Source organism: Enterococcus sp. DIV2467a (genome assembly GCF_050532945.1).
Taxonomy (GTDB): Bacteria; Bacillota; Bacilli; order Lactobacillales; family Enterococcaceae; genus Enterococcus; species Enterococcus faecalis.
On record NZ_CP172896.1, the window covers coordinates 2,549,510 to 2,570,681 of the forward strand.

Genomic DNA, 21,172 nt, shown 5'->3' on the forward strand with positions numbered 1-21,172 from the left:
ATGTGCGGGTTTTGCTGATTTATTTCATAACTATTTTTCTATCCAATACAGTTGGGGCGCTCTCTGGGATGGGTGGAGGCGTCATTATTAAGCCTGTTTTGGATTTTCTTGGGTTCCATTCGTTAAATAGTATTGCGTTCTATTCAAGTGTCGCTGTTTTTGTCATGTCCATTTCTTCGACTTATAAACAGTATCAAAATGGTGTCCAAATTGAATGGAAAAAAGCCGCGAGTATTTCGTTTGGTTCCTTAGTCGGCGGCATGTTAGGTGATTTACTTCTTAATCAGGCGATTGCACTAGCGCCAAATGAAGAAAAAGTACAACTAATCCAATATATCATCATGTTGCTGACCTTGGTTTTGGTTCTTCTCTACAATCAATTTTCCAACTGGCACTTACACCTCAACGGATTGAGCATTTTTCTGATTGTTGGATTAGGCTTAGGGATTCTGTCAACCTTTTTAGGCATCGGTGGCGGTCCCATTAATGTAGCTTGCCTTATTCTCTTTTTTGGAATGGATATCAAATCAGCAACTGTCTATTCCATCATTACTATTTTTTTCTCCCAACTCGCCAAACTTGGCAATATCGGCTTGACCACAGGGTTTGCGGTTTTTGATTTGACAATGCTTTGGGCTATTATTCCTGCCGCTTTATTCGGTGGTTATGTCGGAGGTCTTTTCAGTAAAAAATTATCCCAACAACGGGTCGCCCAAATTTATAGTTTAGTTGTTTTTTTAGTTATTTTTTTAAATATGTATAATTTGTGGACTGTTATCTAAAAAAGAAGCGCTTTGTCGTATAGACAAAACGCTTCTTTTTTAATTAAATCACTGTTAATTTAACATCTATATTATTTCTTGTTGCTTTAGAATATGGGCAAATTTCGTGGGCTTTTTTAACAAGTTCTTCTGCTTTAGCTTGATCTACCCCATCAATATGAACTTCTAATTCAGCACCAACGCTAAATCCATCTTCTCCTTGGAATAAGGATACACGTGCAGTTACTGTACTTTTACCTTCGACTTTTTCTTGATCCATCACTAATTCTAATGCACCGTTAAAACAAGCACTGTAAGCCGCTGCGAATAATTGTTCTGGATTTGTTGTATTTTCTTTCTTAACACCTGGCGAAGCAACCGCATAAGAAAATGATTTATCCGGTGAGTGAACTTCTCCTGCACGTCCACCCGTATTAATGATAGTTGTTTCATAGATTTTTTTCATGTAAATTCCTCTCCTTTGTAAAGTTTTACACTTCTGAGAACTTGTTACTTACATAATTATTGTAGGAAACTTTGCCAGATACAGCAAACGTTGTGCTTGTGAATAATAAAAAATAACATTTAACGTTGTATTTTTGACGTAGAAAAAGAACCCATTCTATGATAGGATAAAGTGAACTTGTACATTTGTACACAAACTATTTTACAAAGGAGACTTTCCCTTGACACACTTACTTGATTATCAACCATTAAACCTCTACACAAACTATCAAGAAGCCGCAGAAAAAACACCAACTGTTCCAATTATTTTTGATGAATCTTTGCCTGCTTTTCCTGCACTTGGCTTAGAAACAACTTATGGTGAAAGCCATCAAGAAATTTTGAAACGGGCATATCAATTAGCCGCTTTAGGTGTAAAAAAAGGCGACAAAATTATTATTTATAAAAGTCCTAAATTCGACACGTATTTACTAGCTGTTGCAGCCTCATATCTAGCAGCCGTTCCTGTAATGGTTTCATATCATTTACCTTTTGAAACAATTGAAGTATTCGTTGATCGTTTAGAAGATCCTTATATTTTATTTGATGATGTGACTGCTGAAAAAGTTCAAGCTGTTCGTAACAGCTCTGACAATAAAAAACTTTCGGTTGCTTCTCTTTTAGAAGCTGATGCCACGGAAGTTCATCAAGACGAACTGACTAAAGACGAAATTGCCTACATGACTCACACCTCTGGAACAACAGGTATTCCTAAACTTATCTGTCATTCCAATCACTCTATGGGTTGGCGTACAAAGTGGCAAAAAACCATTTTTACAAAAATTGCTGAAAAGAAATTAGTTGGCTTTCATATTTCGCCAGTTCATTCTCGTTTTAACATTGGCGTGTCTTCTTTAATGGCCATGGGCTTCCCTATGATGCCTTTAGCAAACGCTTCGAGCGAAAAAGTCGCTGAAATGTTCAGCACCTATCAACCAATCGCTGTAGAAACACACCCCAATAACTTCGTTCAATGGGTTCGTTTGGCCAAAGAAAAACCTGAAGCTTTCGCTAGTGTCCATTATTATCATTCTACTTTTGATGCAATTAATAACGCTACAATGGTGGCTTTCTTAAAAGCATCTGCTGCCAATGAACCAATTTTCCTACAAGTTTATGGACAAAGCGAATGCGGGCCAATGATCTTACGAGCGCATACTTTAGAATCCCTAAAAGATTCAGATGCTCGTGACATGGGCGTTGGTTTAGAGGATTTAACACAAGCTCGAATTACCGATGAAAAAGGACAAGTTTTACCTGCAATGACGGACGGCCATATCCAATTTTTATCAAAAGGACGGGCCTTAACGTATTACAAAGAAGATGCCCGCTTTGCAGAAAATGTCTACGGCGAATGGTGGGACAGCGGCGATTACGGGATGTTAGATGAACGCGGCCACTTATTCTTGAAAGATCGCCAAGTAGATCTAATTAAAAACATCGACAGTAATTTAGCTATTGAAGATCATTTATTGGATGCATTAGATTTCTTAGAAGAAGTGATTATTGTCCGTGGCAAAGAAAATGAACCTCAGCCAATTTTAGCGGTTGTCCCTGGGGAAGAAATGGATTGGGATGCTTGGTGGACACAAGTAGCCGATTTACCACATTTAAACGAACCTATCATTATGGCTTTTGATGAAATCCCTCACACAGCTACTATGAAAGTGCAACGTTTACAACTAGAAAAATGGTTGAAAGAACAATAAAATAAAATTCTTTGTTAAACAGTGTTGGTCAAAAGAACGTTTAGACCAGCGTTGGAGCAAGTGGAACAGAAAGCTAAAAAGTTAACTCGTTGTAGGTTATCTTAAGTTTTAAAAAGAGGAGCAGCCATCGTTTTGACGGCTGCTCCTCTTTCTTTTGCCTACCGTTAATTAAATCCTTTTTGTGAAGAGCTTGACATGGGATGGTTCCCACAAATTATACTTAGCTTATTCAAAGAATGGAGTGAGCAAGTATGAAAATTTTAATTAAACAAGATTTCGACACGATGAGCGAATGGGCAAAAATGTTACTTCTAAGCACGATGAGCCAAGATAAACGAGTGAATTTATCAATTACCGCTGGTAAAACGCCAGCACTTGTTTACCAAAAATTAGCCTCGATTGTGAAAAACTCATCTGACTTTGATAATGTTCATTATTATAACTTTGATGAAATCCCCGTTCCTCATCAAAAGGAAGGCATTACTCTGACAGATTTGCGGACGCTGTATTTGACACCTGCGGAAATATCTGAGCAAAACATCCATCCATTAACTGTTGAAAACTTTCAACAACAAGAACAACGGATTGCTGACGCAGGCGGCTTAGATTTGATGTTAATTGGCTTAGGAGCAGATGGTCATTTTTGTGGGAACATGCCCACTACCACTCATTTTAAAAATGAAACCTACCAAGTGACCGTCACTGGTTCAGAGCCTTGGTTTGTTCCTGAAATGATGCAGCCAGGCATGACCTTTGTTACGATGGGGCCAGCCAGCATCATGAAAGTTAAGCATCTTGTCCTAATTGTAAATGGTGAACAAAAAGCTCAGATGGTCAAACAAGTGCTCCAAGGACCTGTCACAGAAACGTATCCTGCCTCTATTCTTCAACTCCATCCAAATTTAACGGTTCTCTTGGATGAAGCCGCAGCGAGTCAATTAGAAAAATAAAAAATTGCGCCTAGATTATGCTTCTCTGCATAGTCATAGGCGCAATTTTGTTATCATTACATGATTTTTTGATACTGACTGTATTTTAGCAAATTCGTCTGGGAAAGTGTAACACCAATACCAAGTCCCTGAGGCACGGTCATTGTCCCTTGCTCTAAAATAAAAGGTTCCGTGATGATATCTTCATAAAAATAGCGTTCCGTTGCTGAAATATCACCTGGAAAGGAAAAGGTAGGCTGTGACGCAAATTGCAAATTCAATGCGCGACCAACACCAGACTCAAACATACCACCTAACCAAACCAATAAATCATTTTCTTGGCAAAATGTGGCAATCTTCAACGTCTCGTGAATCCCACCTACACGAGGAATCTTCAAATTGATACTACGGCAACTACCCAATGCTAACGCCACTTGGCAGTCTTTGAGACTACGAATATTTTCATCCAAACAAATTCTTGTTTTCAGTTCTCTTTGTAATTGTGCGTGATCTAAAAAATCATCTGCAGCAAAAGGCTGTTCAATCATCGCTAATTGATAGTGATCTAAACGTTGCAATTGAGGCAAATCTGCCAATGTATACGCTGAATTTGCATCGACCATTAAAGGCAAGTTAGGAAAATGCTGACGAATCAAAGCAACAGGTTCCACATCATAACCGGGACGAATTTTCAGCTTCACTCGTTGATACCCTTTTTCTACAGCTAACTGAACTTGTTTAAGCAATTGAGGTAAGTCTTCTTGAATCCCTAAACTAATCCCTACAGGAATTTTCCTCCGCGTTGGTCCAAAAAATTCAGTTAAACTCTTCTGTTGCCGTTTGGCATATAAATCCCAGATGGCAGTTTCTAACGCAGCTTTTCCCATCCAATGTCCTTTAACTTCTTCAAAAATTGTTGAAACCTCTTGCGGCTGTTCAATCGCTTCTGTTAAAAGTAACGGAATTAAATGCTGTTGGATGATGAAGCGTTCGGTTACCAACGTTTCTTGCACATAATCAGGTTGCTCAAAAGCCACTAATTCGCCAAACCCTTGATTTCCTTGCTCATCTGTTATTACAAATAGATCAAACGCTTTTTCTTCCAGGCGACCATAGCTCGTGACAAACGGCGTTTTTAAAGGCAAACGAACCTGATAGGTTTCAATTGATTGAATGTTCATTCAGATAGCTCCTTCCAATAACGCTGTCACCTTTTCATAGAAAATCGTTGGTTGTTCTAAATGGATACAATGTCCTGCTTCAGGAAAAATTGTCAGCCTCAACAACGGTTGACGTACCTGCATTTTTTTCGCAATCCCAATAAATTTTTGATCTTCGCCGCCTACCAATAAATCGGTAGGAATCGGCTGCAATTCTGCTAGACGTTCCCAGTAACTCTCTTGCGCTCCTGTGCCCATATACCACAAACTACTAGCCAATCCAAAGGCCGATTGGCTCAAACGTTCCTGACGAATGGCCATTTGCTGTGCCACAGACAAGGCTTTTTGCGTTTGAAATAACGGTAATTCTTGCCAAAAATCAATAAAATCCACCAGCGGTTCCTCTAAAAGACGTTCCGCCAAACGATGATCTTGACAGATACGAGCCTGACGTTCTGCGGCGGTGGCCAAACCTGGTGATCCACTTTCCAATAAAAGATGCTGTACCTTTTGTGGATAATGTAATGCAAAACCTAAAGCTGTTCGAGCGCCCATTGAATAGCCTAATAAACAAAAGCAAGGCAAATTTAGCGATTCGGTTAGTTCAGCAAGATCATGGCAAACCTGTTTCATGGTATAACGCTCTGGTGCTACCAAACTAGCAGTCGCGCCATGCCCAGGTAAATCAATGCCTAAAACGTTATAAGGTGTTTGACTGGGAAAAACGGCTGCAAACGTGGCTAACGTTCCTGTGAAACCGTGTAAACAGACTAATGTCGTTCGCTTTGCATCAAAAGGTGTTAACCATTGATAATGGTACTGCATCCCCCGAATTAACCGTTCCATGAAATCCCCTGTCTTTCTACTCGTCTACCAATTTCAGCTAAAATTGATTCGTACAAATGAACATTCTCTTGGCGATTTCCTTTGACTTCTATCACTTGAAATTGTGGTTCTTCAGCCGCTGTTTGTAAAATTTGCTTGAGCTCCGCGATTGTTTTGACTTCTTGATACGAAGCACCGTAAAGTTCAGCAACTAACGAAAAATCTAAATCAAGCGGTGTTCCAAATAAAGGCTCGAAATCGTCCTCACGTAAAGTTCGTTGAGATAGAAAAGAGAAAATCCCGCCACCATTGTTATTTAATAAAACAATTGTTAACGGCAACTGATAACGTTTAGCCAAAAATAAACCATTCATATCATGATATAGCGCTAAATCACCAATCAGTAGAACGTTTTGCTGTGTCGGTGCTATGGCACTCATTCCTAAAGCAGTTGAAACAATCCCATCAATCCCGTTGATGCCGCGATTTCCAAACATCCGATAAGGGCGACTATCCATAAATCGATCTAAGTAGCGGATAGCCATACTATTAGATACAAATAACTGACCGTTCTCTTTCATTGTTTGGTGAACAGCTAAGCTGGCTGTTGTTTCATTTAATTCTGTCGCGTTCAGCGTTTCTAGAAGAACTTCAGAGACCGTTTTTTCTAGCAAGAGCCATTGTGCTAACCAAGTCGCTTCTGTTGATTTGACAACCGTTAGCAGTTGTTCTACAAACGTGGTTTCCTTTGCCTGAATAACTGTTTGTGATTTTTTCAATTGCTCTTGCCATTGCCCATTTTCGTCCACAAAATAAAAAGCAGTCTCTGTCGTTGCTAAGCGTTTCAACCATAACATGATGTTTTTAGAAATTGGCAGCGAACCAAAACGCACTACCACTTCTGGTTCTTGTGGCAAGGTCGCCACATTTAGAAACAGATCACTGTGTGCAATAACAACTTCACTATTTTGCCCATGTGTCACAATGTTTGCTAAAGGATCCGCTAGTAACGGCCATTTCAAAGCTTCGGCTAATTGAATAAATAACGCCGCTTCTTCCTCTGTATGACTGCCACCGACAACCAAAACGCCGTTTTTCTGGTACCATTGATCCGCCAACTGTTGCACTTGTTCTGTAGAAAGGATTGATTGACCAGCGAATAAAGCCGTTTGTTGAGAACTCTTTGTTTTTCTCTCTAAGTCAGGTAATAATGGTTCCCGCAAAGGAAAATTCAAATGAACAGGTGCTGCAGGCGTTTGTTGCGCGAATGCTGCTCCTTTAGCGCCTTGCCAATAGGCGTAATTCAACATCTCTTCTGTTGCTTCTGGCAAAGCCATTTCAACAAATAATTTCACGTGATTTTGATACATTTGTAATTGGTCCATGGCTTGAGGAGCACCAACTTGACGTAACTCATGCGGCCGATCTGTTGTTAAAACGACTAAAGGCACATGGCTAATATTGGCTTCACAAATTGCTGGATAATAGTTTGCAGCTGCTGTTCCAGAGGTACAAAGTAAGACCACTGGTTTTTGACTCGCTTTACTTAATCCTAAAGCAAAAAAAGCAGCGGAACGTTCATCGACATCGACAAAAGTTTGGATTGCGGTTTCCCGATGAAGTAATAAAGCCAGTGGTGTGGAACGGGACCCTGGACTAATGACTGCTTGTTCAACCCCACTATTTTTTAAGCCTTCAATAAAGGCCATTAAATAATCGGTCATTGTTTCTTGATGATTCATTAAACCTGCCCTCCAATTCCTCGTAACATCGGTTGAAATTTTATTTTCGTTTCTTCTCTTTCTAGCTCTGCTTGAGAATCAGCAACGATACCACAACCTGCATAAAGAACGCCTTGCTGACCAGCAAAGACACCTGAACGCAAGGCCACAGCGAACTCGCCACTATCATCATTCCCTGAAATCCAACCGATTGGCGCACCATATAACCCACGACTCCCTGGCTCATATTGTCGAATCCATTCGACTGCCAACTCTTTGGGCTCACCGCCTAAAGCTGGCGTTGGGTGTAACTGCATCACACTTTCCAAGAACGAAATTCCCGGTTTACGTTGACCCGAGATTGGCACATAAAGATGTTGTACATCTCGATTTTCCAAAATAATGGGTGCTTGAATACTGTTTTCAGAAGTCGTCATCTTCGCCAACTCTTTCGCTAAACGTTCCACCACAATTTGGTGTTCTCCGGTATTTTTGCGGTCTTGTAAAAGTTGTGCTCCTAAAGCTTTCGTTTCTTCTGGTGTTTGACCCGTTTTAATGGTTCCTGCAATACAAGCGGTCGCAAACGTTTCTTTAGTACCCAACAGAAGTCGTTCTGGTGTTGCACCAATGAAACTTGTGTCTTTGGCTTCTAAAGCAAACAAATACGTATTTTGTTGTTGTGCCATTAAATTAACGAGCACTTGGTTACTTCGAATTTTTTCAGGACTGCTCACAGCAAGTTGTCGAGCCAAAACCACTTTTTTTAAAGGGCCATCTTCTCTTAAGACTGCTACTGTTTCGTTGACAGCTTGTAGCCATTCAGTCACGGCAACTTCTTCCTTGTCAATCTTTGTTTCCGCTACAGCTGGCAACTCCTCACAGGTAGCTAACAAGCGATCAAACTGAGCCACCAAAGTCGACCAACGTTCCTCGACTTCTTGTTCACTAGAACCTGAAAAGTTCAGCGTTCCATAAATACGTGAACCTGAAAAAGTAAATAGAATACTTGGTAGATAAAACCAACCTTCCCCTAACTCTCCCCAGGCCTCAGTAGGCGTTTGTTCTGTATCAAAAGGCAAACCGCCAAACAGAAGAGCCCCCGTACCAGAAATAGACATATTTTGAAAACGAGTTGCCGCATCTTTTTTTAAAAAGTTGTTCAATTGATGCGTTTCTGTTTCTGCGCCTTTTAAGATAGTTTCATATCCGAAGCCAACCAAAGCAAAATCTTTTTTCGGCGTTTGCCAAAAAAAACGTTCTCCTTGGTATGCCTTTTCACCAGCGGCAAAAATTGCCAAGGCTGTTTGTTCTGTTTCTAATGGAAAAACCCAACTGAACTGACGGGCATTCTTCTGATAGGCTTGTCGTAATTCATCAGGCAATTTCATCTGATTAAAAACGCCTCTCTTTCTTCTGTCATGAAACGATGTTTGGCAATCTTTCCACTTGCTGTTTGCGGGAAAGAATGACAAAAATAAATGCGTTTCGGTCGTTTATATTTTGCCAGTTTTCGTGAACACTGGTCTTGAATTTGCGCTAAGGTGATTTCTTGGTCACTAATCACATATGCAACTGGGACGGCTCCCCATTGCGCATCTGGTTCTCCTACAACTGCCGCTGCTTTAATTCCTGTTATCGCCTGTAACACCTGTTCAACCTCAGTGGGGTAAATATTTTCACCACCAGAGATAATGAGTTCACTTAAACGACTAACCAAATACAGGTACCCTTGTGCATCTAAATAGCCCATGTCGCCTGTTTTAAACCAACCATCTGCTGTCCATTTTTCAGGTTGACGCTGGTTAAGGTAACCTGAAACAACGTTTGGTCCCTTAAGTAAAATTTCCCCGACTTGCTTTTCTGGCTGTTCTTGTCCTAGTTCATCAACAATTTTGATCTGCATATCTTTTAACGGTTGCCCAGCAGAGCCGATTTTCAGCGCCGCATCTTCAAATTTCAAGGCAACAACTTGCGAACACGTTTCCGTCATCCCGTAAGATTGAATGACTGGAATCCCTTTTTCCTCACACTGCGCTAATTTATCCGGAGCAATCGGTCCGCCGCCTAATAGCATTCCTTTAAAGCTGGCGCTGTAGCCAGCTTCAGGATAGACAGACAATAATTGTTGTAACATTGTCGCAACCACTGAAATGACGGTTCCACGGCCTTCTTGTAAATCTTGTGTCACTTGCTGTTCATCAAATTTATCGTAAAGGCGAATACTACAACCTAAGACGAGTTGTCGAACAACAATCGACAATCCGCTAATGTGAAATAATGGGACTGCACACAACCAACAATCTTCAGCAGTAATCCCCATATTTTCTTGAGTGCCTCTAGCACTGGCCAAATGATTTTTAAACCGTTGCAAGACCCCTTTAGGCTGTCCTGTAGTTCCAGATGTATACATAATAGAAGCCACCGACTCTAAGTCACTTGGCTGTTGAAACTCCTGATGTGAAAGACTATGCTGTTTTTTAATCATTGGCTGAACGTCGACAAAAGAAATCTCCTCTAACAAAGCCTGCGTTTCAGGCGCACCAATAATCGTTTTAACTTGCGCATCTTTTAACTGAAAAGTCAGTTCAGCAAGTGTCAAATGCGTATTTAAAAATAATAACTCTTTCCCCAATTCCCATAAGGCTAGAATTGAAAAATACAACTCTTTGCTGTTCTTACTGAATAAAGCCACACGTTTTTCTTCTGGTGCAAGCACCTGTTGATATGTGGCTACCCACTGGCTGACTTCTTGTTGCACTTCTAAAAACGTCCAAGATTCATCCTGAAAATAAAAAGCAGGATGATCGGGACGTTTTTGTACTTGTTTATTTAACCAAGTCATTGGTTTATGGGAATTTAGGGAATTGATCGAAATCTGGTGTCCGTTTTTCTTTAAATGCATCTCGGCCTTCTTGTGCTTCAGCCATTGTATAGTAAAGAAGTGTCGCATCACCAGCTAATTGTTGCACACCAGCCAAGCCATCTGTATCGGCATTTAAAGAGGCTTTAATCATCCGTAAAGCAATCGGGCTTTTGGTTAACATTTCTTCTGCCCACTCCATTGTCACATCTTCTACTTGTTCCAATGGAACAACTGTATTAATCCAGCCCATATCTAAAGCTTCTTGAGCAGAATATTGTTTACACATAAACCAAACTTCTTTTGCTTTTTTATGGCCGATAACACGCGCTAAGTAACCTGAGCCGTATCCACCATCAAAGCTACCGACATTTGGTCCTGTTTGCCCAAACTTAGCATTTTCAGCCGCAATTGTTAAATCACAAACTAATTGTAAAACATTGCCGCCGCCAATGGACCAGCCTTTCACCATTGCGATGACTGGTTTGGGAATGACACGGATTAACCGTTGTAAATCTAACACATTTAAACGTGGAATATTGTCTTCGCCAACGTAACCACCATTACCTCGAACTTTTTGATCGCCACCAGAACAGAATGCTTGGTCACCTGCGCCTGTTAAAATAATAACCCCGACATCGTCTTTATCACGACTAATGTTGAATGCATCAATCATTTCCATGACTGTTTTTGGTGTGAATGCGTTGTGAACATGCGGGCGGTTGATAGTAATTTTTGCTACTTTGCCTGCTTGCTCAAATAAAATTTCATCATATTCTTTAATTGTTGTCCAGTTTCTCATTAGGAAACCTCCTTCATTAATCTCATCTTTTCTATTATACACAAGAATCGGCACTTTAGAGAAAAAGTCGCTTGAATTTTAAGAAAAAACATGGCTATTTCAAATTTTCTTCATTCCTGTATAATAAATAAAAAACCTTTTATTCTCTCTTTTATTAGAAAGGACTGATTACTATTCATCTTTTAGAGTATTTAGGCATCACGATTCAACATGTTTCTGCTGAGAAATGTCAGCTTACTTTAGCGGTAAAAGACGTGCATAAACAACCCTATGGCCTTGTCCACGGGGGCTTAAACGGCGTCTTAATTGAAACTGCCTGTAGTTTAGGTGCGAACGAAAACGTTCCTGAAAACACTTTTGCTGTCGGCATAGACTTACAAGTAAATCATCTTCGTAGTGTCCATGATGGTAGCCTTACCGTGATTGCGACGCCCGAACACTCGGGAAAGACCCTTCAAGTTTGGGAAGCAAAAATATATAACGCAGACCACCAATTGACGAGCGTGGGGCGTTGTACCTTAACAAATCGACAAAAAAAACAGTAATCTTTACAGGTTACTGTTTTTTTGTTTATGGTTTTTAATAAGTAATTAGATTACTTCGTTTATTTAATTTTAGTACCAACCATTTGCTAACCAGAATGATTTAGCTGCATCCCATGAACCATAGCGACCTGCTACGTACTGATCTGCCACGCGTTCTTGGTTGGCAGGTGAATAGTCACCATTTAAATAAGAGGCAGATAATTGGTAACGACCGATATACTGACCGTTTGTTGCATCGTAAGAACCACTAGATTCACGTTGTGCGATCCATTCTTTTGCATCACTGCTTGCGGCAGGTGCTGCTGGTTGCGCTACTTCTTGAGCAACAGGTTGTTGTACTTCTTGTTGTACTGGTTGTGCAACAGGTTGTTCAACTACTTGTTGAACTGGTGCAACTTCTACAGCTGGTGCTGGAGTATTAGCAACTTCTTTTTCTGAACGAATAACTAATTGTTCTCCTTCAAAAATTAAATCAAGGTTTGGCAATTTGTTATCAGAAGCAATTTTTTGAATTAAGCTATTGTCTCCTGCAAATTGATGAGAAATTGTTGATAAAGTATCTCCTGCTTTAACTGTATATAAGCTTTCTGCGTTTGCGTCTGTTCCTAAGAATAATCCTAAACCTGCGGCCAAAGTTGTTCCAAGTAAAATCGTTTTGATTGATTTCATGTATGTTTCTCCTTTGTAATTAAAAATATTTGATTGTTGCTCTTAGCACTCGGCAACAACCACGTCTGCTTCGCTTTATCGAAACGACTTCACATACTTTATCATCGAATGGCCGGCCGTAGGTGAATATCTCGTGACAATTTATTACTAGAATGTCGGTTTTGTTACATTTTGTAATAAAAAGCTGCTGGAAGCTTGATATTATCCTGTTTATATTTTGCGAAAAAAAGTTAAAAAAACAGGATTTTATTTTCGAGAAACCGTTTTCTAACCCTTGATTAGCCATTAAATGTCGGTTTTTTTACATTCGTTTCAGTCAAAAAGTAACAAAATGTTAAAGATACTAGACATGAGAATGTTTTTTTCAAAAATTCACGCCTAAAAAGAACAGGTGTTTTCTTTGAATTTTTTTATCATTCACTATTTTTATTTTTCCTTCTATATATAGTTAAATTTTTTGTCGTATTCATTTTTCGATTCTGAAAAAACACTAAGCACTTCCTATTGAAACAAAAAGAGTTAAACAAAAAAATCTTATATTTTGCTTGTTATTTATTCATTTTAATCTTATTCAAAAAAAGAACAGCTAAAACGACTGTGAAAACAAATTATTGAAAGTAAAGCAGAATAAATATTCATTTTTATCATAATTCACGAATAAAAAACAAACAATCGCTCGAACGCTTGTTATTTAAAAACATAATCAGTTTTTTCTCTTTCTATTTTCCAATCTATGAGTAATAAAATATATGAATCTACATTTAAGTCATTTTATTATCAAATATTCTGAATATTATAAGAATTGGAGTTTTATCTATGAGTGACAAAGAACAACTTGAGAAATTAGACAAATCCTTTCTGGGACAACCGAAAGGACTAGCAACACTGTTCTTCACAGAAATGTGGGAACGTTTCAGTTACTACGGCATGCGTGCTATTCTAATGTATTACATTTACGATACCGTAGCCAATGGCGGTTTAGGTCTCCCCAAAGCAACTGCCTTAGCCATCATGTCCATTTATGGATCAATGGTTTTCATGTCCAGTATCATTGGCGGTTGGGTCTCTGACCGTGTCTTAGGTTCAAGGAAAACTGTTTTTATTGGTGGTTTGCTAATCATTGCTGGACATATTGTTCTCGCTACCCCATTTGGTGTCCCCGCCTTATTCGTTTCTATTATGTTGATTGTGTTTGGGACTGGGATGTTAAAACCAAACGTTTCAGGGATGGTTGGCCATCTTTATTCAAAAACTGACTTACGTAGAGATGCAGGCTTCTCCATTTTTTACATGGGGATTAATATCGGAGCCTTAATCGCTCCCCTTGTTGTCGGAACTTTAGGACAAGAATATAATTATCATTTAGGCTTTTCAGTTGCCGCAGTAGGGATGTTCTTCGGGCTACTACAATATTATTTCCAAGGACGTAAATCTCTTGCTGGGATTGGTCAGGCCCCAACTAATCCAATGTCTAAAGAAGAGCAAAAGAAATTTGCTAAAGCATTTATGTTGGCAATTGTCGTTGCTTTACTTATTTTTGGTGGCGCCTATGTCACAGGACATTTAACAATTGATTTCTTTATTAATACCATCAGCGTGTTAGGAATCCTGTTACCAGTTTATTATTTCAGCAAAATGTTAACGTCTAAAGATGTCACTGCTGAAGAAAAACCAAAAGTTCTGGCTTATTTGCCATTATTCTTAGCAGCAATTGTTTTCTGGTCATTGGAAGAACAAGGTTCGTCTATTCTTGCTCTATTTGCAAATGAACGGACGCAAACGAGTTTGTTTGGCTTCCCGATTGCCGCTAGCTGGTTCCAATCATTAAATCCTGTATTCGTAGTTATTTTGACCCCTATTTTTGTTACATTATGGACAAAACTAGGTAAACGTCAACCATCAACAGTTGTGAAGTTTTCACTAGGGCTAGTCTTTGCTGGTCTTTCCTTTGTCTTATTAATGTTGCCAGGTCTACTTTATGGTACCGAAGGACGGGTGAGTCCACTTTGGTTATTCTTTAGTTTCTTCATTATGATTGTCGGAGAAATGTGTTTATCTCCCGTTGGCTTATCGATTACTACAAAATTAGCACCGAAAGCTTTCGAAGCTCAAACCGTTGCTATTTGGTTATTAGCAGATGCCGCTTCACAAGCCATTAACGCTCAAATTGCTCGTTTCTATACACCTGGAACAGAGTCAGCATATTTTGGGATTGTCGGACTTGTAGCTGTCGTTGCTGGGATTCTCTTATTCATTGTGAAAAAACCAATCCAAAACTTAATGGGTGACGTCCGTTAAACCGTCAAAAAAGTTGCCTTTCTCTTTTTTGAAAGGCAACTTTTTTATACAGCGTTTTGATAACGTTTTCATCAAGTGGTATACTAAATAGAAGGAGGACGAGGACATGCGTTACTTAATTGGCGGTATTTTTTTATTGATTAGTATCTGGCAATTCATTGTTACTGGACGGACATTTTCCTACTTAAAGAAAGAGGGCGGCAAAAGAACCTCACCATTTATTCTGTTAGGACTATGGAGTAGCTTAGTGTTTGCTATTATTTCATTTGCTGTGGCGATTGCTTCTTTCTTTTATGTGAGTTTTTAAGGCAAGTATACTTTATATTTTGTCTTATTAAGCAACAAAAAACATCTCAAAAAATCGAGATGTTTTTTGTTGCACATTTTTATCTAAATGGAATGATATTGCGAAACTTTTTGATAGGCACTTGCTATTTTTTCAAATGGTGTTTCCTCAAAAATAGTGAACAGTCCGGGCTTATGTTTATTCAAAAATTGAATGGTTTCTTTAAGAGGTACCTGCCCTTCGCCAATGGCTACCGGAAATATCTGCTGATTTCTTATAATGAAATCTTTCAAATGAAAAGCAACGATTTTTTCACCAAAACACTCAAACGCTTCTTCTACTATTTCCAAATACGTTTTATCTATATCCACTCGAATTAAGTTGGTAGGATCCAAAATAATGCCTAAATTAGTTGAAGCAACCTCGTCAATCAATCGTTGCATTTTTTCAATTGTATGAATTGGATGATTGATTCCTGGTTCAATCCCAACAATTATCCCATACTTTTCAGCTTCTCGACATAATCTTCTAACAGAAAATAAAACTTCTTCGTAGGCTTCTTCTGTATAATTATCTTCAGTGTAATAAATCGTTTCATATATACTGCCTGTTTCAGTTGCAACGATTTTTGCCCCAAACATTGAAGCGTAACGAATGTATGTTTCAAATTGATGCAGTCGTTTTTCTCGCTCTTCTAAATCTGGATGAATCAGATTAATATAACAACTTAGGACACTAATCGTAATCTTTTCATCTTCGAAAATATTCTTCAATTGGCTTCCTAGTCCTGGAGATAGAACAGCAGCACTTGCATATTCTGGATAAGAAATACCTAAGGTAAATTGAATTGAAGTTATGTTCGTTTCAGCAATTTTTTTAGCTAATTCCACAGGAGATATTTTGGTGCCAACATCATGGGCACGTACTGCAAGTGTCAACATTTTATTCAAGCCTCACTTTCTTGATAGATTCTTCGTAATGATCAAAATGAATGATCTGATTATTCTTATGTTGCACCAAAAATTCTTTTGGTGTCATATTAAACTCTTTTTTAAAGGATTTCAAAAAGTGTGGATATGATTTAAATCCACATTTCAGGTAAACATCACTAGCACTGCGATATTCTTTTAATAACTGTTTAGCGTAAAGTAATTTCTTTTTCAGCACAAATTGATGGAAAGTAAATCCTGTATGTTTCTTAAATTCCCGCGTTACATAATACTTAGTCACAAAAAAATTTTTTTCCATCTGTTCTAAGGTTAATGGTTGATCCAAATTTTGAGAAATGTAGGTAATCATTGCTTCAATTCGTTCATTTTCAATCATTTGTTTTGGTTGGCTCTCATTCTCTTCTTTCAGAACTAATTGATTTAAGTAAATTAAAAAGTCTAACAGTTGTTGTTCATAACGAACATCCGCACCATATTCTTCTGGCAAAGGAGAATGATCTAACGGGGTCAAGTAGTTTGCTAATTTTGCTACATCCACTTTGATAACTTTACTACGACGCTGACCAAAATGTTGAAAACAAGCAGACAAGTTTGTCCGTTTACTAGACCGTTGTTGTAAAAAATCAGGTGTTAAAAAAATATACATTCGTTCGAAATCATCAGTACTCTGCTTAATAATTCGATGTAAATCATGATAATGAATGAGTAAAACGGTCCCTGCTTCAACATCAAATTGATGTCCATCTAAAAAGAACGTTGCTACCCCTTTTAACGTACAATGGACTTCATAAAAATCGTGGTAATGATAGATGGTTTTTTCTGGACTAACCATATCTTTTACATGAAAGATCTCATATTGATCTGAAATCATACTATTTACTTGTGATTTCCGGATTTCTTTTACACTCTTCAACAAGATTCACCTCTTTTTTTAGAAGTTAACTATTTTTTGAATAAACAGTTACAGCTAATGTTGGTACAATTTATTACTTTCTGGAACAGCTGTTACCACAAAGGCTTTCTTTGTAAGTTCCAGAACAATTTCTTAAAATCAACTCCACTCAAGTAAGTTGTTTTGTGCACAACCATACGATTCACTATAACAAACTGTTCTATTTTAAATTATAATTCAAAAACTTTTCTTAATTCAGTCATCACCGGCGAGCAATCCGGATTTGTTTCCATAATATTTTCCATATAGTTCCACCATTTTTGATTGATTGGCGTCAGTGCTATTTGCTCCCAGCGAGCTTCATCTTCTATTTCTAAATAACCAAAAAGTGTACTGGTTTCAGGATTTAAAAAAATTTGATACTTAATTACCCCATGTTCTTTCAGCATTTGACGCATTTCTGGCCATAACTTCTCATGACGTCGTTGATATTCGGCATGTTGATCAGGATATACTTGCATACAAAAGGCTTTTTTTATCATAGCTTTCTCCGTTTTGATACTTTCTCTTCCAAATAGCCAACTTTCGGTGTCACACCAAACGCTTCTGCTAAGCGCCATAAATCTGCATCTGAAATTGTTTGGCGAACGCCTCCTTGCGCACAAACATAAGTGTACACTTCAGCGGCTTTTTCGGCAGTTTCAATTAAACCAAATACTTCATCCATATCACGGCCAGTACCATAAATACCATGTTGCGGCCATAAAACCAAACGAGATTCTTTCATTTTTTCAGCCGTTGCTGCACCAATTTCATTCGTTCCAGGAACCAACCACGGAATAATACCAACACCGTCTGGAAATACTACTAAACATTCGGTACACATTTGCCATAATGTTCTAGTAAAGACTTTTTCATCTAATTCGTGGGTAAAACTCATTGCTAATAAATGACTCGCATGATTATGCATGACAATGCGATTTTCTGGATCAACAGCTAAACGAGCAATATGGCTCATAAAATGGCTAGGTAATTCACTCGTTGGCACAGCTTCATCTTCTAAGCCCCACAATAGTTCTAATTCCTGGCCATTTTCACTAACTCGTAAAATCCCTAAGTTTTCGCTTGGTGCATCACAGACATTTTTAAAATATTTTCCTGAGCCTGTCACGATAAAATATTTTCCTGCTAATTTCGTTGCATCAAATTTCATTGGAATCTTTCGGAGCACTTGTGTTGGATTTAGAAAAGGTAAAATCTCCTCCTCTTTTAATAAATACGAAATATTTCCGCCATTTCGTTCATCCCAACCTAAACGATATAAATTTTTGGTCGTTTTGACCATTTCTTCCACAAATGGTGCTTGTAACACGTTCATTTTTTTCATTTTAGAAGTTCCTCTCGTTTGTTAATTTTATGAAAAACGACAACTATCTTTACCTGTTGGCAATTGACGAGTTGGTAAAATCACTTTTTCGTATTCTTGAACATCCGTTAACCAATCTAAGCCGATAGGTACGTGATTTTCTTGACAGTAGTAGTTCCAGATATCGGCAAATGGAAAGTCTTTTAACTCTTCCGTTAAGGCTAAACGTGTGGTAAAATCTCCCATCAATTCAGTTTCTTTTAAGACGTTTGTTGGCTCAAGCATCGCTTTCATTAACGCTTTTTGTGTATTGCGGGTGCCAATCACCCAAGCGGCAACACGATTGATTGTGGCATCAAAGAAATCTAAGCCCACGTGTGTTTTTCCTAATAAATCATTGCGAACTAACTCCTTGGCAATCTCTTGCAATTCATCATCCATAATGACAACGTGGTCACTATCCCAGCGAACTGGACGACTGACATGTAATAGCATTCCTTCGCCAAATAAGGATAATGAAGATAACTTATTAGAAATCACTTCTGTTGGATGAAAATGACCAGCATCTAAACAAATTAATTTATTCCGCGTTAAACCGTAGCCCATATAAAATTCATGAGACCCAACTGTATAGGCTTCTGAACCAATCCCAAAGAGCTTGCTTTCCACTGCATCGACTGTATAAGCTGGATCAATTTCCTCTGAAAAAATTTCATCTAGCGAAGCCATTAGCCGCTTTCTCGGCGTTAAACGATCAACTGGGTTATCTTTAAAGCCATCTGGCACCCAAAAGTTATTGACAGCTACTTGTCCTAATTCTCTTCCAAAATATTCAGCAATTCTTCGTGAACGTTTCCCATGCTCAATCCAAAAGTCTCGAACTTGCGGATTCGGATGAGCTAAAGTAAAGCCATCGCGGTACATTGGATGCGAGAAAAAGGTTGGATTAAAGTCCAATCCTAAGCCATTTTCTTTTGCCCAAGTCACCCATGGTTCAAAATGCTTTGGTTCCAGTTCGTTTAAATCTACCCTTTCCTCTGTGTCTAAATAAATAGCATGCAAATTCAATTTGTGTTTTCCTGGAATTAAAGAAAACGCTTTTTCTAAATCTTGACGTAGTTGCTGGGGACTTCGAGCAACGCCTGGATAATTCCCTGTAACTGAAATACCGCCAGAAAGTTCATCCTCACTTAAGAAGCCTCTCACATCATCTCCTTGCCACACATGCATTGAAATTTTGACATCAGCCATTTTTTCCAATACAGCTTCGGTATCTACGTCAATACTGGCATATTTTTCTTTCGCTTCTTCATATTTTTGTGTAATGGTTGTCATAATGAACTCCTTTTCATAAATGCTTGATAGCGATTTTTTATTGTTGAATCAATTGGATTTGCTTGATAGATTTCCGTGGGAAAAGATGTTTGGATACAAGTACGAGCTGCTGGAATATCTTTAAGTTCACCTGTTGCAATCATCTGCATCAAAAGATTACCTAAAGCAGTTGCTTCCCCAGGTCCCGCTTTCACTGTAACATTAGCAACATCAGCAGTTAGCTGGTTCAATAAACGATTATTGGAACCACCACCGACAACATGTAAAGTTGTAATTTTCCGTTCGATTCCTGTTAATTGAGCTAATTTTTCTAGTTCTACGCTGTAACACAATGCTAAATTATCATAAATACAACGAGCGAGTTCACCAGGGCTTTCAGGAACTGTTTGTTGTGTTTCACGGCAATAGGCTTGTAATTCAGTAATCATATTTCCCGGATTTAAAAAACGAGGATCATTTACATCAATAAATTGTTGAAATGCTGGTTCTTTTTCAGCTAAGGCGGCCAATTCAGCATAGCTATATTGGTAGTTTTGGTGCCGTGCCACTTCTTGAATTAGCCACATACCCATAATATTTTTTAAGAAACGAATTGTGTTCTGGGCGCCCCATTCATTCGTGTAATTTTCTTGGAAAGCTTCAGCAGAAATTGTTGTAACAGTCGTTTCAATGCCTAATAAAGACCAAGTACCACTGCTAATGTACGCCCAGTCATCGCCAATGCCTGGCGTACCTAAAATTGCTGAAGCTGTATCATGACTAGCTATCGTAATCAACGTTGCATTTGGTAAATCATAGTCTGGAAAAGCCGCTGTTTGCAGGTCGCCTAAAATCGTGCCCGGCTCTACTAATGTTGGAAATAGTGTTTCATCAATTCCTAGGAAATCCAGTAATTCACTTTCCCATTGTTTCATTCCAGCATTCAACAGTTGCGTGGTGGAGGCGTTGGTGGCTTCGATGACTGCTTTTCCAGTAAAGACATAACCTAAGTAATCAGGGATTAACAACAATTGGCTGGCTGCAGCCAAACGTTCCTTTTCCTCTACAAATAACTGAAAAATGGTATTAAAAGGTTGAACTTGAATCCCCGTTTGTTGGTACAATTTTTCTAATGAATAGCCTTTTGAAAAATTTGTTACAGCTGCTTCTGTCCGTCCATCTCGATAAGCAATCGGTTCGTCCAAAAGTTGTCCAGATTGATCCAGCAGACAATAGTCAACACCCCAAGTATCAATTCCAATAAAGCATTCCTTGATACCTAATTGTTTAACTTTTTGCAGACCAAGCAGTAACTCATGAACTAAACTAGCCATATCCCAACGCTGATACCCATCTTTTTGATGAAAACCATTTTTAAAACGATGAATTTCTTCTATTGTTATCTGACCATTCGCTAAGCATTGACTTTTCATTATGCGACCGCTAGAAGCGCCAATATCAACCGCTAAATAGATTCGTTTTTCAACTTGTTCTTTTTTCACTTTGTTGATAGTTGTCAATCCTTTCACTATTTTTATTTTTTGTACGTTAGACTAACTTTATGTATTCATCATAAACAAA

At 38.5% G+C, this 21,172-nt stretch carries 20 protein-coding genes; 6 read left to right on the forward strand and 14 right to left on the reverse strand.

Features of this window, described 5'->3' with window-relative positions:
* Nucleotides 1–11 precede the first annotated feature (11 nt).
* A complete protein-coding gene (locus IGL80_RS12045) occupies nucleotides 12–782 on the forward strand; it encodes a sulfite exporter TauE/SafE family protein (RefSeq protein WP_225621055.1) in 771 nt (256 codons plus the stop codon).
* Between the two features lie 43 nt (nucleotides 783–825).
* On the opposite strand, the gene IGL80_RS12050 is transcribed toward IGL80_RS12045, so the two are convergent.
* On the reverse strand, nucleotides 826–1,227 hold the full coding sequence (locus IGL80_RS12050) for an organic hydroperoxide resistance protein (RefSeq protein ID WP_002355332.1): 402 nt from the start codon (nucleotides 1,225–1,227) through the stop codon (nucleotides 826–828).
* 220 nt (nucleotides 1,228–1,447) lie between these two features.
* On the opposite strand from IGL80_RS12050, the gene IGL80_RS12055 reads away from it, so the two are divergent.
* Both IGL80_RS12055 and IGL80_RS12060 read left to right on the forward strand, forming a co-directional pair.
* Nucleotides 1,448–2,974 (forward strand): AMP-binding protein, encoded by a 1,527-nt coding sequence (locus IGL80_RS12055; RefSeq protein WP_085366516.1) that lies wholly within the window; start codon nucleotides 1,448–1,450, stop codon nucleotides 2,972–2,974.
* A gap of 251 nt (nucleotides 2,975–3,225) precedes the next feature.
* A complete protein-coding gene (locus IGL80_RS12060; protein ID WP_002355326.1) occupies nucleotides 3,226–3,924 on the forward strand; it encodes a glucosamine-6-phosphate deaminase in 699 nt (232 codons plus the stop codon).
* Nucleotides 3,925–3,980: 56 nt separating this feature from the next.
* Here the strand turns inward: IGL80_RS12060 and menC are convergent, their stop codons facing one another.
* The 6 genes from menC to menB are packed head-to-tail and all read right to left on the reverse strand — an operon-like array spanning nucleotide 3,981 to nucleotide 11,271.
* Nucleotides 3,981–5,084, reverse strand: a complete 1,104-nt coding sequence (gene menC, locus IGL80_RS12065) for an o-succinylbenzoate synthase (protein WP_002358428.1) — start codon at nucleotides 5,082–5,084, stop codon at nucleotides 3,981–3,983.
* Nucleotides 5,085–5,909, reverse strand: a complete 825-nt coding sequence (gene menH, locus IGL80_RS12070) for a 2-succinyl-6-hydroxy-2,4-cyclohexadiene-1-carboxylate synthase (RefSeq protein WP_002404646.1) — start codon at nucleotides 5,907–5,909, stop codon at nucleotides 5,085–5,087.
* Nucleotides 5,897–7,630, reverse strand: a complete 1,734-nt coding sequence (gene menD, locus IGL80_RS12075; protein WP_002358425.1) for a 2-succinyl-5-enolpyruvyl-6-hydroxy-3-cyclohexene-1-carboxylic-acid synthase — start codon at nucleotides 7,628–7,630, stop codon at nucleotides 5,897–5,899. Before menD ends, menH begins: the two co-directional genes overlap by 13 nt.
* Nucleotides 7,630–8,997 (reverse strand): isochorismate synthase, encoded by a 1,368-nt coding sequence (locus IGL80_RS12080; RefSeq protein ID WP_002404647.1) that lies wholly within the window; start codon nucleotides 8,995–8,997, stop codon nucleotides 7,630–7,632. Before IGL80_RS12080 ends, menD begins: the two co-directional genes overlap by 1 nt.
* Entirely contained in the window at nucleotides 8,994–10,451 is a 1,458-nt protein-coding gene (locus IGL80_RS12085; RefSeq protein ID WP_085366528.1) for an o-succinylbenzoate--CoA ligase, read from the reverse strand. Before IGL80_RS12085 ends, IGL80_RS12080 begins: the two co-directional genes overlap by 4 nt.
* A 4-nt stretch (nucleotides 10,452–10,455) precedes the next feature.
* Entirely contained in the window at nucleotides 10,456–11,271 is an 816-nt protein-coding gene (gene menB / locus IGL80_RS12090; RefSeq protein WP_002358422.1) for a 1,4-dihydroxy-2-naphthoyl-CoA synthase, read from the reverse strand.
* A 164-nt stretch (nucleotides 11,272–11,435) separates the two neighbouring features.
* On the opposite strand from menB, the gene IGL80_RS12095 reads away from it, so the two are divergent.
* A complete protein-coding gene (locus tag IGL80_RS12095; RefSeq protein WP_002358420.1) occupies nucleotides 11,436–11,816 on the forward strand; it encodes a PaaI family thioesterase in 381 nt (126 codons plus the stop codon).
* Nucleotides 11,817–11,885: 69 nt separating this feature from the next.
* Here IGL80_RS12095 and IGL80_RS12100 read toward each other — a convergent pair whose 3' ends face one another.
* Nucleotides 11,886–12,485: a LysM peptidoglycan-binding domain-containing protein gene (locus IGL80_RS12100; protein WP_002355317.1), complete on the reverse strand. Its 600-nt coding sequence runs from the start codon at nucleotides 12,483–12,485 to the stop codon at nucleotides 11,886–11,888.
* A gap of 816 nt (nucleotides 12,486–13,301) precedes the next feature.
* Here IGL80_RS12100 and IGL80_RS12105 point away from each other — a divergent pair.
* Entirely contained in the window at nucleotides 13,302–14,783 is a 1,482-nt protein-coding gene (locus IGL80_RS12105; protein WP_002355315.1) for a peptide MFS transporter, read from the forward strand.
* Between the two features lie 106 nt (nucleotides 14,784–14,889).
* Nucleotides 14,890–15,090, forward strand: coding sequence for a hypothetical protein (locus IGL80_RS12110; RefSeq protein WP_002355314.1), 201 nt, complete (start codon nucleotides 14,890–14,892; stop codon nucleotides 15,088–15,090).
* 83 nt (nucleotides 15,091–15,173) lie between these two features.
* Here the strand turns inward: IGL80_RS12110 and IGL80_RS12115 are convergent, their stop codons facing one another.
* The 6 genes from IGL80_RS12115 to rhaB all read right to left on the reverse strand — a co-directional run bounded on the left by IGL80_RS12115 (nucleotide 15,174) and on the right by rhaB (nucleotide 21,120).
* Nucleotides 15,174–16,010: a sugar phosphate isomerase/epimerase family protein gene (locus tag IGL80_RS12115; protein ID WP_002358418.1), complete on the reverse strand. Its 837-nt coding sequence runs from the start codon at nucleotides 16,008–16,010 to the stop codon at nucleotides 15,174–15,176.
* 1 nt (nucleotide 16,011) lies between these two features.
* Nucleotides 16,012–16,890 carry an AraC family transcriptional regulator gene (locus IGL80_RS12120; protein WP_002358417.1) on the reverse strand — a complete coding sequence of 293 codons (879 nt, stop codon included), beginning with the start codon at nucleotides 16,888–16,890 and terminating at the stop codon, nucleotides 16,012–16,014.
* 251 nt (nucleotides 16,891–17,141) lie between these two features.
* A complete protein-coding gene (gene rhaM, locus IGL80_RS12125; RefSeq protein ID WP_002358416.1) occupies nucleotides 17,142–17,453 on the reverse strand; it encodes an L-rhamnose mutarotase in 312 nt (103 codons plus the stop codon).
* Nucleotides 17,450–18,298 carry a rhamnulose-1-phosphate aldolase gene (rhaD, locus tag IGL80_RS12130; RefSeq protein ID WP_002391529.1) on the reverse strand — a complete coding sequence of 283 codons (849 nt, stop codon included), beginning with the start codon at nucleotides 18,296–18,298 and terminating at the stop codon, nucleotides 17,450–17,452. Before rhaD ends, rhaM begins: the two co-directional genes overlap by 4 nt.
* 27 nt (nucleotides 18,299–18,325) lie before the next feature.
* Nucleotides 18,326–19,612 carry an L-rhamnose isomerase gene (rhaA, locus tag IGL80_RS12135; RefSeq protein ID WP_002358413.1) on the reverse strand — a complete coding sequence of 429 codons (1,287 nt, stop codon included), beginning with the start codon at nucleotides 19,610–19,612 and terminating at the stop codon, nucleotides 18,326–18,328.
* Entirely contained in the window at nucleotides 19,609–21,120 is a 1,512-nt protein-coding gene (rhaB, locus tag IGL80_RS12140) for a rhamnulokinase (protein ID WP_430598367.1), read from the reverse strand. The genes rhaA and rhaB overlap by 4 nt, the downstream gene beginning before the upstream one ends.
* Nucleotides 21,121–21,172 lie beyond the last annotated feature (52 nt).